Here is a 17,055-nt window from a genome sequence, read left to right as displayed (position 1 = left end):
TATGAAGTATTTAAAAATTGTAGTATTTCTCGTTTTTCCACTTTCCATTTTGTCCCAAAATAACAGTGAAATTTTCTATTTGAAATCAGCTGCGGTTTCTCCTGGGGCTTATATTTTTAATAAACCAAACTTAGATAGCTCAGCTGGTTTTTTATTAAATGGCGAAGTGGCTTTTGGGTATAAACAAAATGTTTTTATGCTTTCCGTCAATGCGGGAGAAGAGATTGATTTATTTGGATATAATGATAATGTACAGCAAATAAACCTGATGTATGGTAGGGAGTTTCCGCTGAGCAATAGGTTTAGCGTTGATGCTTTTGCTGGTCTTGGTTATTTTTCAGTTAAAACGAGAGATTATTTTTATGAAAATAGCAAAAACGTGATAAAGAATAAAAGATTTACCACTATGGGCTTTCCAATATCCGCCAGAATAAGATATAAGTTTAACGATTTTATTTCCTTGGGATTAAAATTTGAACAAAACATCAATTCAGTAAATTCTGTTTTTAATACAGGGTTTATTGTACAATTTAATTTTATAAAGCGAAAAAGATGAAACGACTAATCATTGCGTGTTTTTTACTGTCATTTACAATCAAATCATATTCACAATCGGATAGCATCGTTAACCCTTATAAAAATTGGTTTTTTGGTGCTGAAATGGGGCTTAATCATATTATCTCGTTTAATTGGAACGAACAAAAAAATTCATTTCAAGGCGGACTGATAGCCGAGTATTTCCTTACAAGTAACTGGAGTGCAATGGCAAGGCTTAAATATTTTAAAATTGGGCAATCTAGTGGAAGAAGCGATGCCAGTTATCGCAAATTTGACGGAGAGTCCATTGCATTAATTTTAAATATAAAGTGGGAGTATAAAATTGCCAAGAATTTTAGAGGGTTTTTAAAGACAGGGTTCGCCTTGAACCAAGAAACCGTGAGCAACTACCAATATTACGAAGGTGAACGAACAAATTGCCCAACTTTTTTTGTCGATTATAATATTTTGGGTATTGGTTTTAGCCAATATATCAATACTAATACCGCTATTTATGTTGAAGCTGAATTAAAAGGACTTGGCAAGGATAGAGATGATGGACCAACATTTATCACACCTAACTCTACCGACAATTATTTTTTGAACATTGGGATAAAACATAATTTTAAAAGAAAATAATGAAAGATAAATGTTGTCCGAAATTATCCAAATTGGATGTTTTCGGACTTTTTTAAAATACAACTTACTAATTTTATACAATAATTTAAAATAAAGAAATTATGAAAACACTTAAAAAATTTATTTTGCTGTTATTATTAACAGGATTATTCACTTCTGGTTCTTGTAGCGATGATGATGAATTCAGACCCACACTACCACCCATAACCCAAACGGGCGAAAATACATTTGGTTGTTATGTAGATGGTCAATTATTAACACCAAGAGATGGTACGGGAACGCTTCACACCCAAGATAAGGGGGTGTCTTATTCTGGATCTGGAACAGGTCCTAATTATGACTACAACGAAATTAAAATACGCGATTTTAAAACTGGTAACATGGGGTTATTCGATTTACATATTGTTGATTTACATGAGACTGGTGTAGGCACATATACTATCAATGAAAGTAACTGTGAAGATGGGGGCGATGCCAATCCTAATATTAATATTCGTATTAGATGGTTTGATGAAAAGACTCAAACTCTTAAATGGTACTGTTCCATTGAAAACGGGGGAATATTAATCATAACCCGTTACGATTTTGAAAATAGAATAGTTTCAGGAACTTTCAATTGTACTTTGCAAAATAGAGATGATGCGTCAGACATTATTGAAATTGCAGAAGGCCGTTTTGATTTGAAATGGGATACAGTAATGTACACCAATTTCCCTTAACACATAAAAAACAGGTATCGCGGCAACGATACCTGAAATTAACTATAAAACAACCGCTTAACAATTGTTTCACTTTTAATACTTTAAAATTATGAAAAAAATATTACTTTATGTATCTGTTTTACTTTTTACGTCTTTAAATTATGCTCAAAAAATACCCCAAAAACCTTTGACAAAGGTAGATAGTATGCTGGTGCATATTGATAAAAAAACCTTGACCTCAGGTATTCTCTATGAAAGGGTAACGCCGTGGGCAGCATTGGACGAGTTTAACGGAAGTAACGAAAACATGTCTAGCCCTAGGCATTTTGAACAAGCCTTACACGAACTGTACATAGCTTCTAATAAACAGAAATTTGTATATTACAGAGATCTTAGAAATAAATATACGAATGAAAAGTTTCAAAATGTCGTCGATGTAGGTATTATCAATGCAACATTTCAAACGCTTAATTATAATGCTGAAAGCAAGGATTTAGGAGGTTTACGTTTGGTAAACAATGTTTATCAGCCTGTAAAGGGAGAAGATCCGTTTTTAACAAAACATGTATTGGTAGTATCGCCCTTAAAAAAATATGTTGTAGGACAAACTATCGTCTTTAATTTTGACAAATCATTTTTCTTTGAAGAAACAGAAGATAAGAGGATAATTAACCTCGTAGCAAATTTTGGCACTAACCAAAAGCACACGCTTATCAATAAAGATATATTGAATAAACAATCCATTTCTGTTAACTACAAAAGCACGGGTGAAAAAACAATATCGTTTACCGCTCAATTTTCCGATGGTACTTCGGTTACCACCAAAGCTAAAATTCATGTAAAAGTAGTATCAAATTCAACGCTAAAGTCTGGAGGTAATTTAATTGAATCTCACTCTATAGTTTCTACTATTCCGTTTCAAGGCTATGACGAGTCTACACCTATCAATGGTCAATTAGAGTACCGTATTTTTTATGATTTAGTAAATAACAATACAGTATTGAACAAGCCTATAGTTATAATAGATGGCTTTGACCCTTTGGACAAACGAAAGATACAAGATTCTGATCCACATCCTGGTGAATCTGATGTAGATCATGTTTCTATTGAAGAGATGATGATATATTTTGATAGTGATAATGACCCAGTCGAAATTATCGAAGAGCTAAGAGGTTTAGGTTATGATGTTATCATCGTTAACCACCCTGTTTATACCAGAACTATAAACGGAGTGGTGACACAAATAGACGGTGGTGCAGATTATATAGAGCGTAATGCTATGAACCATGTTACCTTGTATCAACATTTAAATAGTGTATTGGCCCAAAACAACAGTAATGAAGAATTGGTAATAGTTGGTCCAAGTATGGGTGGGCAAATAAGCCGATACGCCTTGGCTTATATGGAAAAGACAACATACCACATAACACCCGGCTTTGGGTAAGCGTTGACAGCCCCCATTTAGGAGCAAATATACCTTTTGGAATACAAAATCTTGTAAATATGATTGCAAGTACGGGAAATGTTGACGCTGAGGATTTTGTTGAAGATCAATTGGGCTCACCAGCTGCCAAACAACAATTGATTGAACAATATAGTGATTCAGATGGTTATAATTTGGATGGAAGAACAGTATCACAAGGCTACTCTCAAACAAAAGGACATCCATATTTTATAAATTAGTATAATAGTCTTTATAATAATGGGGTAGCAAACAGTAAGGGGTATCCTCAAAATTTGCGTAAACTGGCATTGGTCAATGGTTCATTACTAGGGTCTAAAGCTTTTAAAAATCCTTTCAAAATTAACCATTTTAATTTTAACGATAACAATGCTCTAAGAGATGACCATTATTCGAATAGTGAAGAACAAGTCTTAGATATTGTTGGTATTAAGAATATTTTAGGGGCTAAAATAGTAGGAACTAGATTGCATGCTTATTTTATGCCCGAGTCTGGAAATCATAGCGAAGTTGCTCATTTTTATAGAAAACAGAACCCTTATTATAGTGTAACTAGGAGCAGAACAAATTATAATTCGAGAGGGAGTATGGATAACGTTCCTGGAGGCTGGTTTCCAACGCAACAAATATTAACTAAAACTACGATAGAAAATAAACCAAGTGAATTAAGTTGGTTTGAAATGAGAAAAATTGAACATGTAAATTCATTTATCCCAGTAGCGAGTGCTTTAGGGTTTAAAAACCCTGATTTTAATTGGGGTCAAAAAATGGACAGAAATTTGATTTGTAACGATGAAATCCCTTTTGATAGTTATTACGGTCCTAAGATAAATGAACGGCATACTTCATTTACTGAAGAAAGTGTAAATTGGTTGTTGGCTGAATTGGCAGGCAAATCTCAACCTCCAACGGTATATTTAAAGGATAAAGATATAACAGGGGTTAACTGTTTATGTTCTAATGAAGTAAAAACATACTCTATAGATGCATGTAAAGTGTCGGGTACAATAAATTGGCAAGTGTCATCGAATTTACAAATTATAAGTTCAACGAACAATAGTGTTAACGTAAAACCAATTAACAGTCAAATTAGTGGAATGGCCTATGTTCAAGCGGTTTTATCTACAGGTACAATTAAAAAAGAAGTATGGGCGGGTAAGCCAAAAACCCTAACTTACTATATTTTGAACGTATGCAGGCTTCCGTACCACATACATTAACCACCAATGGGAGCAACTCAGTTGTTGTTACACATGGTTATTTAGAACAAGAAATAACTTCTTTTAACTGGAATATGCCTTTTAATTATTTTAATGTAGCTCCAAATGGAATCTTTATTAATATTCCAAGTGTCTATGGTTCTTCTGCTGATATATCTATACAAGCTACTAATAAATGTGGGCAAAGCTCTTTTTCAAATCCTACTACATTTAGTATCATTGGTGGATATTATTTAGAATTTATCCCAACCCAGCGACAGAAACCTTAAATATTGAGAGAGAGTCTATGGTTGGTGATAAGCAAAATGGTAAAACCAAACAGGAAAAATCATTTTATAGGCTTTTTAATTTTAGTAATGGTTTAGTGCTTGAAGGGGAAATAGAAACTTTAAAAAATATTAACGTTTCAAATCTTAAAAAGGGACAGTATATATTAAAGATAATTTCTGGAAAAAACTCAGAAACCCATCATATCATTATTGATTAAGTTAAGTTTTAACAATCTTTATCACAGTTAAAAATATTGACTGGTACTAAATAGTCGCTTCAATTTTTTTGAAGCGGCTATTTTTGTGATAAATTTTTAGTGTTTTGTAATGAATTTAATATATATTTATACCTTAATAATTAGGAGTTTTAATTTGTCGCAAATTCAATAAAGAAAAGTACTTTATTGTGAGGTAATCATCAAAAACATGCAACCCAACAGCATTAACTTGTTGAATATACTGCTTATTGCTGGTGTAATTCAAGGTTTTTTATTTAATATCGTAACCTTTTTTAAAAATAAATTATCAAACAAAGCGATTTTATTTTTAAATCTGACGGTTTTTTTTCTTTCCGCGAACAATTTACAAGCTTGGTTGATAAATAGAAGTTTTATTTCCTCCAATTTTTATGTAAAATACATGCAAATTTCTTGGTACTTTTTTTTAGTGCCCATGTTTTATTTATTTTTGATCAACTATTTAAAATTTAATAAAAGGTATAAATCTTTCCTTATTTTTTCAATTGTTTTATTTGCTGTTGCGGTAATCACAAGATTAGTTTTATTGATCTATTTACGTACACATAATTATAGTCCAAATTATATTGGTGATTTTATGGGTCAATATAACTTAATTGAAGAAACCATAATCTTTATATACAGTATTTCTATTTTTTTATATGCCGTATTTATCGTCTTTACTTATAAAAAGGAACTGTTCTATATCTTGGATTTTGACAATTTAAATTGGATAAAAATTTTTCTGTTTTTTTCCATGGGTTTAGTTCTTTTGTGGGTTATCGCCCTCTATAAGAGCTATGAGCTCGCTATTTTTAATCCTGCAAAATATTATGACCCCATAAGAATTAGTATTTCGATACTTATTTATTGGTTGGGCTACCACGGTACTCAACAGCATAGGTTTATAAATAATAGAATCTCTATCAGAAATCAAATAAAAAGCCGAATAGCTCTAAACCAATTTGTCAAAATACAAAATGAAGATTATGTTGACAGCAAAAAACAACATATTCATTTTATGGAGATCGATACTTATATAAAGAATACCAAAAAATTTACAAATGCGAAGTTAAGTTTGGAAACTTTAGCGGAAGAATTAGATATTAGTGCTAGTTTTTTATCGTCAATTATAAATAAAAGCAATAAAACCAATTTTACCGATTATATCAATAACTACCGTGTAAATCAGGCAAAAGAACTTTTGGCGGACAAAGATTATGCAAATTATAAAATTTTGAGCATCGGGCTTGAATCTGGATTTAATTCAAAATCTACTTTTTATGCGGTATTTAAAAAATTTACGGGTAAAACCCCTGCGGAATATAAAAAAATAATGCTTAATTCTGATGTGCAATAATCAACTCGTCCGGTACTTTACTATCAATTTTAATAATTTTACCTTCTTTGCCAAGAATAACATTATCAAAAATAGTTTCGGCCTCTTGTTTAAAAAGTTCTACATTATCGTACCTACTAGAAAAGTGGCCAAGTATCAATTGACCTACTTTTGCTTTTTTAGCAATTTTAGCCGCTTCCTCAGCAGTAGAATGTTTCGTAGTAAGTGCTGTTTCTTGCCTATCCTTTAAAAAAGTAGCTTCGTGGTATAGCAAATCCACATTCTTTATTATAGAAGTTATTTCCGGTTTGTAAACCGTATCGCTACAAAAAGCATAACTCAATGGTTTATTCGGATTGAATGTTAATTTTCTATTGTCAATAACTTTACCATTCATTTTTAAAAAATCCTTACCATCTTTTAAATTCTGATAGTCGCAAATTTCAATTTCGGGATTTTCTTTAATCGCCTCAATATTCAGCTTACGTTCGCCAATTTTCTCTTTGAATAAAAAACCATTGGTATACACACGATGCTCTAACGGAATTGTAAAAACTTCCATTTTATTATCTTCAAATATCAACTCACTTTTATCACTTTCCAATTCATGGAAATTAATATGGAACTGTGGCCAGGAATTGCTGGTTCGCAATTGTAAAGTAATAATTTCTTTAAGACCTGTTGGAGCATAAATATGCAGATCGTTTTTACGATTTAAAAGACCGAGAGTTGAAATTAAACCAATTAAACCAAAATAATGATCGCCGTGCAAATGCGAAATAAAGATATGGTCAATGGCAGAAAATTTAATTTTATATTTTCTGAGCTGAACCTGCGTACCTTCACCACAATCAATTAAAAACCGTCTGTTGTTAATCTCTAAATACTGTGATGTTGGATGTGCAAAGGTTCTCGGTGTGGCTGAATGACAGCCCAATATGGTCAAACTTATGCTCATTTAATAACAATCCGTTTAGATTTAATTTCGGTATTGGTTTTAATTGAATAAATGTAAATTCCTGAATCTAACTTATCTCTGTAGAAAGGTATGGAATTTGAACCCTTTTTGGTGGTGTATTTTTGAGAATAAACCACATTACCAATTAGGTCTTTAACCGAAAATTGAATTTCAAAAACAGCATTTGCTTGAAATTTAATTTTAGTTGTAACACTAAAAGGGTTAGGTGAGGCCACAATTTCTTTAATAACAGTTGCCGAATCTGGTGTACTGCCATTTTTTTCCGGCTGTTGTGCAAAAACAGCTAAAGAAAGTGAAACCAATAAAATAAATAAGAGTAGTTTTTTTACCATAAGCTATTTAAAATTTTTCCCATAATTTAATTAAATATTCTCAATTAACACCTTATTTTACCTCTGCTTGGGAGAGGTCAGAATTTCTTTTTTTTTGAAATTCTGGGTGAGGCCTAGAATCCTAAATCTCGTTCAATATTTTCCATCTCTACTATGTCCATGGCTTCAACAAGCGTAGGTACAACAATTATTTCATCAGGGAATTTATCTGCCTCAATTTCGTTTAAAATAATAACAAAAGACATGCCATTACTTCTATGTTGTTCAACAATCGGCAAAAATAATAAGATATTTTCTATATCTACCCCTTTAGTCTTAGAAAAATCAAGAATAATATTCTCGTTTTTAAAATTAATATATTTTTTTGAGAAATCCGAAAAAAAATCATCAATTGCTAATTTTTCGTTTCTAAAAACAGTGGCTATGTCCGTTTTTTCTATAATCATTTTTTTATTTGTTGTGCTAATAAATAAATCACTGCCATTCTAACTGCAACGCCATTTTCAACCTGATTTAAAATGATGGACTGGTTGGAATCGGCAACATCACTTGTAATTTCAACACCTCTATTTATAGGTCCTGGATGCATAATTACAATTTTCTTGCCAAGGCTATCCAATATTTCTTTATTGATTCCGAAAAGTTGTGTATATTCTCTTATTGACGGGAAATATTTGATGTCCATTCGCTCATGTTGCACACGTAATACGTTGGCAACATCACACCATTCCAATGCTTTCTTCAAATTGGTTTCAACCTCTACACCTAAGCTCGTAATATGTTTTGGAATTAACGTTGTTGGCCCACAAACTTTAACTTTTGCTCCTTGTAACTGTAAGGCAAAAATATTCGATAAAGCTACACGAGAATGTAAAATATCACCAATAATAACAACTTTTTTATCCTTGACCGTTCCCAATTTTTCTTTAATAGAGTAACTATCAAGCAATGCTTGTGTTGGATGTTCGTGAGCTCCATCACCGGCATTTATAATCCTTGCATCAACGTGTTTTGACAAGAAAACACCTGCACCCACATTAGGATGACGCATCACCACAATATCAACTTTCATAGAAAGGATATTGTTAACGGTATCAATGAGTGTTTCGCCTTTTTTAACTGAAGACTGACTTGCCGAAAAATTAATTATATCTGCCGAAAGTCTTTTTTCTGCCAGTTCAAAAGATAATTTTGTCCGTGTACTATTTTCGAAAAATAGATTGGCAATGGTTATGTCCCTCAGCGAAGGTACTTTTTTAATAGGTCTGTTAATTACCTCTTTAAAATGATCTGCAGTTTCAAAAATTAGATTTATATCTTCTTTTTTGAGATATTTAATCCCTAATAAATGGTCTGTGCTTAACGCTTTCATTTTAATTATTGCTTAATAAATAAACAGCATCCTTTTTATCATTTTCCAGCCAAGAAACTTTTACTTTTTCCGAATTGATAACATCTACTTGTCTTCCTTTATAGTTTGGCTGAATGGGCAGATGCCTGCTAAACCTTCGGTCAATTAACACCAACAGCTCAATGGATTCGGGTCTTCCAAAAGACTGAAGAGCCGTCAGAGCCGATCTTACACTTCTTCCAGAAAATAAAACGTCATCAATAATAACCACGTTTTTATCTTCCACAATAAAATCTATATTGGTGTTGCTTGCTGCCAAAGGTTCATCCCTTCGTCTAAAATCATCACGATAAAAAGTAATATCCAGCTGACCTAATTTTATATCGGAGATATTGTAATCTTTCTTTAAAATTTCACTTAATCTATTGGCAAGAAAAATACCTCTGGGTTGTAAACCAATCAAAACAGTATTCTTAAAATCGTTGTGATTTTCAATAAGTTGACATGCCAAGCGATGAAGGATAATGTGAATATCTTTAGCGTTAAGTAATGTCTTCTTTGCCATTAGAGCAGTGCAAGCCTTTGATTGTAGCACAAAAGTACATTTTTTTTTAATATATAAAACGGTTTATAACGTGTTAATTAATTTGTTAACAACATTTAGGCCGTTAGGCTGATAAAAAATGAGATTACCTTAATTTTAAAATTGTAAGAAAACCTGATTATATGCACTCATTTCAAAATGATGATGATGAAATCCCATTATCAAAATTTGAATCAATGTTGAAAACTAATAGTGTATATTTTTTCGATTCAACCGAATTCGAAGAAATAATTATACATTATATGAACGTTGGCAAAATGTCATTGGCTAAAAAGGCGTTGGATTTAGGATTGAGACAGCATCCTGCTTCCGTAGCCTTAAAATTAGCCTATGTTGAGGTGCTTTTATATGAAGATAAAATAAATAAGGCGGAGCAACTATTGACCGAACTTGAAGAAATAGAACCTTTAAACGATCAAGTATTTCTTCATAAAGCCACCTTATTATCTAAAAAAGACAAGCACAAAGAGGCAATTATAGCTTTAAATCAAGCACTATTATTTACCGAAGATGAGGCTGATGTATATTCCATGATCGGTATGGAATATCTGTATTTAGAAGATTTTGACACTGCCAGATTAAATTTTGCCAAATGTTTGGAAGTTGAATTTGATGATTATTCGTCTTTATACAATGTAATATATTGTTTTGATATGTTGGACCAACATCAAGAAGCCATAGATTATTTGATAGATTATATTGAAAAAGATCCTTACAGTGAAATAGCTTGGCATCAATTGGGAAGACAATACTTTATGATGGAAAATTTTTCAGAGGCCCTAAAGGCTTTTGACTATTCCATATTAATTGACGAATATTTTATTGGAGCTTATCTTGAAAAAGCTAAAACGCTGGAAGAATTGAACCGTTATGAAGAAGCGATAGCCAATTATCAGCTGACCATTAATTTAGAAGACGGTACTTCTTTTGCTTATCTTAGAATAGCCAATTGTTACGAGCAAATGGGTAAGACAAAACAGGCCTTAAAATATTACAATATTACCGTTAAAGAAGATCCGTTATTGGATAAGGGCTGGTTGGCATTGACCAATTTATATATCAAAAATAAAAATTACCAAAAGGCATTATATTTTATCAATAAGGCATTATTGATTGATGAAAGCAATACCATTTACTGGATGCGTTATGCAGAAATAAACCTGAAACTTAACTTTTTTGAAGAAGCCGTTAAAGGTTTTCAAAAATGTTTGGACCTGGAAGATTACGCGTTGGATATTTTTATTGCATTAGCAGATGTATTACATTTTATTGGCGAATTTAAAGATGCCATTCAAGTATTGCTAAAAGCTAAAAAACTATACGACGATTTTGCAGAAATAGAATACCGTTTAGCAGGACTGTACGTACTTACGCAACAAGAAAAAGAAGGTTTACTTTTATTGGAGAAAGCCTTGAAATTAGATTATGATTATCATCAGATTATTAAAGAGTTATACCCTTCTGTATTTGATTTGGAAGCTGTAAAAGTTTTAATTGCAACTTCTTAAACGTATATTCTTAATAATAAATAGTCCACTTTCCTATTTCTTGCTTTATTTTATACTTTTTTACTAACCAAAGCAAACTATCCGGTATTTGCTTTTTGTAAAGTAGTAAAACCGTCGGTTTGTTAGTAATATTATGGAGTTGATTAAATTCATTTGTGTCTTTTAGGTTAATAAGATTTTTTTTCCAGTTTAAATCAACTTCAAACTGGGTCTCTCTATTTAAAGATTCATCTCCATCATATAATGAAATAATAGATTTATTTAAACCGAAAGCGATAGAAGATTTTCTAGTATTGTAAACTAAAATTTCTCTATCATTCAAATTTTCTTCAATTATAAAATCGGTAATTGGTTTTGTACCGTTTACTTCTAATTCGTTTTTTGCAAAGATTACAGAGCTGCTTATCAATAAAAGTAGTGCTACCAATAAAGATGTAAAAATAGGTTTCGACTTTAGTTGAACAGATTTTGATCTATAAATCACCATTGTCAAGACTAATATCACACCACTTAGAATAGCTAAAAAATATGGAAATTCAAGCCCAAAATCCACAAATGGGGTAACTATAAAAGCAATTAGGATTAATCCTGAAAAACCAAGGATAATACCATTGATAACTTTAATTTTTTCAGTTTCAATTTTTGAAAATAAACGTGCTGTTAATATTGCTAATAAGCTATATAAAGGTAAAATATATAAAATACGTTTTGAAGAGGAGATGGAAAAGAAAATCAAAGGAATTACAACTGCTATTAACAAAGCAAAATGCAATGTTTTTAATTTGAATAATTTTTTCTGATCTTTTAGCAAATAGAGTAGTGCCAAAAACCATGGCAAACCTACCAACGGGGCAAATGCCAGAAAATACCAAAAAGGTTCTGTCCGACCAAAAGCATTTTTAGAGAACCTGTCCGCGGTTTGTTTTCCTAAAAAATAATCTATAAATGCGGGATTTTGCAATCCTAAATACACAAACCAAGAAGAGGCAATGGCTAAAAACATTGTCCAAGCCAACACATGATGTATGGAAAAATTTCTTTTTGCTTTTTCCGTAGAATTATAAAAAAGTATAAAAAGTACAGGAACAATAAATATTACAGGGCCTTTGGTTAAAAAGCCCAATCCTAGACTAATGGTAAAAAAATAGAGCCATTTTAAAAATCCGGTTTTACGATATTTGACCCAACAGTATATACTTAGCAAAGCAAAAGTGGCCAAAAACGCATCGGTTGTTAAATTACGAGATGAAATTAGAACCAAAGGGAAACTAAAATAAATTATAGACGCCCATAAAGCAGTTTTCTTATTATTAAAAAGTAAAATCGTTAATCGATAAACTAAAATAAGTTGCAGTAAAACTGCCAATTGTAAAAAAAATCTTGCCCCTAAAGGATTTACACCAAAAATTTGATAGCCTAAAGCCGTAATTTGATAGGTGAGTGGCGGTTTATGATAATGGTGAACATCTAACAAATTGGGGTGAATATAATCACCAGAAACGTACATAGCCCTTCCTATTTCCGCGTACCTGGCATCACTACTTTCAATAACGCCGTAAGAACCAACGTTAATTAAGAGAGCAACAGCGGCAATAATTAAAAATATATTGAAAGATAAATTATTTTTCATTTTTGATGTTTCAGAAGTATGTAAATATTTCTACTATAAATTATAAACCCAAATAATTGCCCAATGAACAATACTGGATCTTTTCTTATTATGGCATAGCTTAAAATCATTAAAGAACCAATAAGACTTAACATCCAAAATCCAAAAGGTAGGGCTGATTCCTTTTTGCGTTCAGAATAAATCCATTGATATACAAACCTCAAGGTAAAAATAATCTGCCCGATACTTCCCCAAAGCAGCAATTTAAATGGAATATCTTCATTTCTAAATAAACGCTCTACATCTATTTGATTGTTGTTAAAAGAATAAACGGCAATCAAGAAAGGAAAAGCAAGTAAAAATCCGCGTAATATATTTGGTAATTTTTTCCAAGACCCCTGCAATTGCATATTTCTGATATAAATAAAATAGGTTAGCGATTGCCCTAGCATAATGGCAAAATCATCACGTAACCACCCGTATATAAACAATAAAAAAGAGGCGATGAGACTTAGTTGCCAAAACAGTTCAGGAGTTAATACTTTTTTTACTTTTTCAGATTGAATCCATTGTAGTAACAATCTTGCAGAAAATAAAATTTGAGCGGCAAAACCTATAACATAAACAAAGTACTTGTATGAAAGCCAATCGCTCATGAACCGATTTTTGACTTTTCTATTGTGTAGTTAATATACCTTCGTCTCATCCATCTATATCCAAAAGTGTCGCGTAATGCCTTTAAAGATCTATTAAATATATTGAATTTAGATTGACCGGCAATACGCTCAAAATGTTGTACTTTAATTTGTTTTATTTTACCATTTTGAAGTAAAATTAATGCAGGTATAAATCGGTGCATTCCTTTAAAAAAAGGAATTTTTTTAGCCACATCTGAATGAATTACTTTTAACGGGCAACCAGTGTCAATAATACCATCATTAATTAAACCACGCCTAATACTGTTCGCAATTAACGATTGAATTTTTTTATTAAGTGTATCTTTCCGTTTACCTCTAAAACCAATAACCGCTTGGTAATTATCAATATCAGCCAGTAAAATATCAAAGTCGTAAGGTGTGGTCTGTAGGTCGGCATCAATGTAACCAATCAGCTCAGTTTCAATATGGTCTATACCAGCTTTAATGGCGGCACTTAACCCGCAATTTTCTTTAAATTTGAGAAATTCAAAATCGGGATTACCATTACAGATTTCTTCAATTTTATTAAAACTACCATCTGTAGAGCCATCGTCAATAAAAAGCACTTTGCTTTTTGTTTTGCTTTTCAAAAAATAATCGGTAAAAGTACTGTGAATTCTATCTAAATTGTCAATTTCGTTAAAAACGGGAATGATAATGGTCATTCTATATTCCATGTGGTTGTTGGTTTTAGATAGTGAATAGTGTTAAACTTTTTCATTGACAGAAAGTTTAAACCAATTCAGTTGCAAATGTACAAATATTTGAAAACTAGTTTAAGAGCATTTTCAAAAAAACAGCTACGAACAAATTAACTATATTTGGGGCTAATTTTTTACATTTTTATGCAAAGAAGTCTAAAAGAGTATGTGGCCATTTCGCTCAAAGGAATTGCGATGGGTGCGGCAGATGTGGTTCCAGGGGTTTCTGGGGGGACAATAGCTTTTATATCGGGAATTTACGAAGAGTTGTTGGAAACAATTAATAGCGTAAATTTTAATGCCATTAAAATATTAAAAAATGATGGTTTTAAAGCAGCTTGGAAATCCATTAACGGCAATTTTTTATTTGCTCTTTTACTGGGAATAGGAATAAGTATTCTTTCATTAGCCAAGCTTATAAAATATTTACTGATAAACGAACCTATTTTATTATGGTCTTTCTTTTTTGGATTGGTCTTAGCAAGCGTTTTTTTTGTAGGAAAGCAAATAAAAGAGTGGAATATTGTAAAAATAATAATGTTGATTATTGGAGCTGGAATTGCTTATTATATTACAATTTTACCACCTATGGGTGCTCATGACACACCCACCTGGTTTTTATTTTTATCAGGTGCCTTGGCAATTTGTGCGATGATATTACCGGGAATATCAGGGAGTTTTATCTTATTGCTTTTAGGTGCTTATAAACCGGTTATCGATGCTTTGGATGAAAGGGATTTAAAAACGCTATTTATTGTGGGTTGTGGAGCAATAGTGGGCTTGTTAACTTTTTCTAGAGTACTTAAATGGTTGTTTGATAAATACAAAAATATAACATTGGCTATTTTAACCGGATTTATAGCAGGTTCATTAAATAAGATATGGCCATGGAAAGAAATATTAGCCTCAGAAATGATTAATGGAAAATTAAAAATTTTAGAAGAAAAAAGTATTTCTCCTTTTAATTATGATGGCAACCCACAGTTAGTTTGGGCATGTCTTTTGGCAATTGTTGGTATTGCCGTAATTTATGGATTAGAAAAATTCTCAAATGTTAAAGTTGCGTAAATGGCGAAAGAACGAACCATTTCAGATAAGTTTTTCCTTTTTTTAAAAGGATTAGCTATGGGTGCTGCCAATAAAGTGCCTGGAGTGTCTGGTGGTATAGTTGCTTTTGTGGGCGGTTTTTATGAAGAATTGATCTACTCTTTGCAAAAAGTAAATGCCAAAGCTTTTAAATTATTGTTTAACGGTCGGTTTAATAGCTTTTATAGATATACTAATGCCCAATTTTTAACCTTGATTTTTGCGGGCAGTGTTTTTAGCTATTTTAGTGTTTCTCAGGTGCTTGATTATTTTATCAAGAATTATGAGTTGTTTGTTTGGAGTGCTTTTTTTGGAATGATTCTAGGCTCTATTTATTATATTGGTAAACAATTTAAAGATTGGTCAACCCAGAATATAATTGGAATTATTTCTGGAATTGCTGTGGGTGTAGCTATAAGTTTTATGAATCCTGCCAAAGAAAACGACAACTTGTTCTTTGTATTTTTTTGCGGAATGGTTGGGGTTACGGGAATGACCTTGCCCGGGTTATCCGGCTCGTTTATATTGATTTTATTGGGCAATTATGTTTTGCTTTTGGTAGATTCGGTGAACATGCTGTACAAAACTATTATTGATGTTTTTCAAGGTAATTTTGAGTTTTTAAAAGATACGGTCAGAATCAGATATTTAAAAATTGTTGCCACTTTTGGAGCAGGTTCTGCGTTTGGTTTGGTGTTCACCTCACAAATTTTAGCTTATGTACTAAAGCGTTGGCACCAATTGGTAACCGCAATTATTATCGGGTTTATAAGTGGCTCTTTAGGTATTGTTTGGCCTTGGAAACGTGCAGTTTATAAATTAGAAAACGGAAATTTTTTATTAGATTCTAAAGGAGAAAAGGTAATAGAAAACTACAAACGCTTTATTCCCAATTTTAAAGAAAGCGAAACTTGGTTTGCAATAGCTTTTATCTTATTGGGAGTGGGTATTGTTTTATTGATTGATTTTTATGGAAAAAATTCTAAAAAAAAGAAAGTTCGGACTGATAGGTAAAGATATTTCCTATTCATTTTCCAGACATTATTTTACTAAAAAATTCCAAGAGTTAAAGTTGGAAGATCACGAATATGTAAATTTTGATTTACCTACAATCAAAGATTTTTCAAAAATTGACTTAGAAGAAGTAAACGGATTTAATGTAACCATCCCTTATAAAGAGAAAATAATGGAGTTTTTAGATGAAGTTGATGAAGTTGCAGAAGAAATAGGTGCGGTAAATACAATAAAAATCATTCATAAAAATAAATTAATTGGTTATAATACAGATTATTATGGTTTTGAGGAATCTTTAAAACCATCATTAAAATCACATCATAAAAAAGCATTGGTTTTAGGGACTGGAGGTGCGTCAAAAGCCATTTTGTTTGTGCTTAATAAACTTAATATTGAATACAAAGTGGTTTCAAGAACTCCAAAAAACAATCAAATTTCCTATCAAAAAATAACTAAAAAACTATTGAATGAATATAATTTAATTATCAATAGTACACCATTGGGAACTTATCCAGATATAGAAAATTGTCCTAATATTCCATATCAGCATCTTACGGATAAGCACCTATTGTTCGACTTAATCTACAACCCCGAAAAAACTACATTTCTATCAAAGGGAGAAGCTAAAGGAGCAAATATTATTAATGGCTTAAAAATGCTGGAATTGCAAGCTGAAAAAGCTTGGTCTATTTGGAATATGTAAGTTATATCTTATTTACGCAACCAAATGCACATAGTTGTATCTAAATTCATAAATAGTTTTGCATTTT

21 protein-coding genes are annotated in these 17,055 nt (G+C 31.7%); 13 read left to right on the top strand and 8 right to left on the bottom strand.

Going from position 1 to position 17,055, the window contains the following annotated elements; genetic code table 11:
* Position 1 precedes the first annotated feature (1 nt).
* The 9 genes from UMM65_RS00385 to UMM65_RS00350 all read left to right on the top strand — a co-directional run bounded on the left by UMM65_RS00385 (position 2) and on the right by UMM65_RS00350 (position 6,424).
* Positions 2–556 carry an outer membrane beta-barrel protein gene (locus tag UMM65_RS00385; protein WP_321974468.1) on the top strand — a complete coding sequence of 185 codons (555 nt, stop codon included), beginning with the start codon at positions 2–4 and terminating at the stop codon, positions 554–556.
* Positions 553–1,176, top strand: coding sequence for a hypothetical protein (locus UMM65_RS00380; protein ID WP_321974467.1), 624 nt, complete (start codon positions 553–555; stop codon positions 1,174–1,176). Before UMM65_RS00385 ends, UMM65_RS00380 begins: the two co-directional genes overlap by 4 nt.
* A 101-nt stretch (positions 1,177–1,277) precedes the next feature.
* Positions 1,278–1,895 (top strand): Riean_0653 family protein, encoded by a 618-nt coding sequence (locus UMM65_RS00375; protein ID WP_321974466.1) that lies wholly within the window; start codon positions 1,278–1,280, stop codon positions 1,893–1,895.
* Between the two features lie 91 nt (positions 1,896–1,986).
* Positions 1,987–3,321, top strand: coding sequence for an esterase/lipase family protein (locus UMM65_RS00370; protein WP_321974465.1), 1,335 nt, complete (start codon positions 1,987–1,989; stop codon positions 3,319–3,321).
* Positions 3,322–3,380: 59 nt separating this feature from the next.
* On the top strand, positions 3,381–3,560 hold the full coding sequence (locus UMM65_RS00365; protein WP_321974464.1) for a hypothetical protein: 180 nt from the start codon (positions 3,381–3,383) through the stop codon (positions 3,558–3,560).
* A 54-nt stretch (positions 3,561–3,614) separates the two neighbouring features.
* Entirely contained in the window at positions 3,615–4,559 is a 945-nt protein-coding gene (locus tag UMM65_RS00360) for a hypothetical protein (RefSeq protein ID WP_321974463.1), read from the top strand.
* On the top strand, positions 4,532–4,828 hold the full coding sequence (locus tag UMM65_RS00355; RefSeq protein ID WP_321974462.1) for a hypothetical protein: 297 nt from the start codon (positions 4,532–4,534) through the stop codon (positions 4,826–4,828). Before UMM65_RS00360 ends, UMM65_RS00355 begins: the two co-directional genes overlap by 28 nt.
* 17 nt (positions 4,829–4,845) lie before the next feature.
* Positions 4,846–5,046 (top strand): T9SS type A sorting domain-containing protein, encoded by a 201-nt coding sequence (locus tag UMM65_RS17600; RefSeq protein WP_415859537.1) that lies wholly within the window; start codon positions 4,846–4,848, stop codon positions 5,044–5,046.
* Between the two features lie 208 nt (positions 5,047–5,254).
* Entirely contained in the window at positions 5,255–6,424 is a 1,170-nt protein-coding gene (locus UMM65_RS00350; protein WP_321974461.1) for a helix-turn-helix domain-containing protein, read from the top strand.
* On the opposite strand, the gene UMM65_RS00345 is transcribed toward UMM65_RS00350, so the two are convergent.
* From UMM65_RS00345 to pyrR, 5 genes are all read right to left on the bottom strand, one after another.
* Entirely contained in the window at positions 6,405–7,361 is a 957-nt protein-coding gene (locus UMM65_RS00345) for a ribonuclease Z (protein WP_321974460.1), read from the bottom strand. The genes UMM65_RS00350 and UMM65_RS00345 overlap by 20 nt on opposite strands.
* Positions 7,358–7,714, bottom strand: a complete 357-nt coding sequence (locus UMM65_RS00340; RefSeq protein WP_321974459.1) for a T9SS type A sorting domain-containing protein — start codon at positions 7,712–7,714, stop codon at positions 7,358–7,360. The genes UMM65_RS00345 and UMM65_RS00340 overlap by 4 nt, the downstream gene beginning before the upstream one ends.
* A gap of 113 nt (positions 7,715–7,827) precedes the next feature.
* On the bottom strand, positions 7,828–8,160 hold the full coding sequence (locus UMM65_RS00335; protein WP_321974458.1) for a ribonuclease Z: 333 nt from the start codon (positions 8,158–8,160) through the stop codon (positions 7,828–7,830).
* Positions 8,157–9,086: an aspartate carbamoyltransferase catalytic subunit gene (locus UMM65_RS00330; protein WP_321974457.1), complete on the bottom strand. Its 930-nt coding sequence runs from the start codon at positions 9,084–9,086 to the stop codon at positions 8,157–8,159. Before UMM65_RS00330 ends, UMM65_RS00335 begins: the two co-directional genes overlap by 4 nt.
* 1 nt (position 9,087) lies before the next feature.
* A complete protein-coding gene (gene pyrR / locus UMM65_RS00325; protein WP_321974788.1) occupies positions 9,088–9,630 on the bottom strand; it encodes a bifunctional pyr operon transcriptional regulator/uracil phosphoribosyltransferase PyrR in 543 nt (180 codons plus the stop codon).
* A 161-nt stretch (positions 9,631–9,791) separates the two neighbouring features.
* On the opposite strand from pyrR, the gene UMM65_RS00320 reads away from it, so the two are divergent.
* Positions 9,792–11,177 carry a tetratricopeptide repeat protein gene (locus UMM65_RS00320; RefSeq protein ID WP_321974456.1) on the top strand — a complete coding sequence of 462 codons (1,386 nt, stop codon included), beginning with the start codon at positions 9,792–9,794 and terminating at the stop codon, positions 11,175–11,177.
* A 10-nt stretch (positions 11,178–11,187) separates the two neighbouring features.
* Here the strand turns inward: UMM65_RS00320 and UMM65_RS00315 are convergent, their stop codons facing one another.
* From UMM65_RS00315 to UMM65_RS00305, 3 genes are read right to left on the bottom strand one after another with little or no spacing between them, the layout of a single operon-like run.
* Positions 11,188–12,807 carry an ArnT family glycosyltransferase gene (locus UMM65_RS00315; protein WP_321974455.1) on the bottom strand — a complete coding sequence of 540 codons (1,620 nt, stop codon included), beginning with the start codon at positions 12,805–12,807 and terminating at the stop codon, positions 11,188–11,190.
* Entirely contained in the window at positions 12,804–13,442 is a 639-nt protein-coding gene (locus UMM65_RS00310) for a lipid-A-disaccharide synthase N-terminal domain-containing protein (protein WP_321974454.1), read from the bottom strand. Before UMM65_RS00310 ends, UMM65_RS00315 begins: the two co-directional genes overlap by 4 nt.
* Positions 13,439–14,161 carry a glycosyltransferase family 2 protein gene (locus UMM65_RS00305; protein WP_321974453.1) on the bottom strand — a complete coding sequence of 241 codons (723 nt, stop codon included), beginning with the start codon at positions 14,159–14,161 and terminating at the stop codon, positions 13,439–13,441. The genes UMM65_RS00310 and UMM65_RS00305 overlap by 4 nt, the downstream gene beginning before the upstream one ends.
* A 168-nt stretch (positions 14,162–14,329) precedes the next feature.
* Here UMM65_RS00305 and UMM65_RS00300 point away from each other — a divergent pair, with 168 nt between their 5' ends.
* The 3 genes from UMM65_RS00300 to UMM65_RS00290 are packed head-to-tail and all read left to right on the top strand — an operon-like array spanning position 14,330 to position 16,988.
* Complete coding sequence (locus tag UMM65_RS00300) at positions 14,330–15,253, top strand: polyprenyl-phosphate transporter (RefSeq protein WP_321974452.1); 924 nt, start codon at positions 14,330–14,332, stop codon at positions 15,251–15,253.
* Entirely contained in the window at positions 15,254–16,285 is a 1,032-nt protein-coding gene (locus tag UMM65_RS00295) for a DUF368 domain-containing protein (RefSeq protein ID WP_321974451.1), read from the top strand.
* Positions 16,242–16,988 carry a shikimate dehydrogenase family protein gene (locus UMM65_RS00290; RefSeq protein WP_321974450.1) on the top strand — a complete coding sequence of 249 codons (747 nt, stop codon included), beginning with the start codon at positions 16,242–16,244 and terminating at the stop codon, positions 16,986–16,988. Before UMM65_RS00295 ends, UMM65_RS00290 begins: the two co-directional genes overlap by 44 nt.
* Positions 16,989–17,055 lie beyond the last annotated feature (67 nt).

Origin of the sequence: Aureibaculum koreense (assembly GCF_034296135.1) — a bacterium.
GTDB lineage: Bacteria > Bacteroidota > Bacteroidia > Flavobacteriales > Flavobacteriaceae > Aureibaculum.
This window is presented reverse-complemented; position numbering and strand designations above follow the sequence as displayed.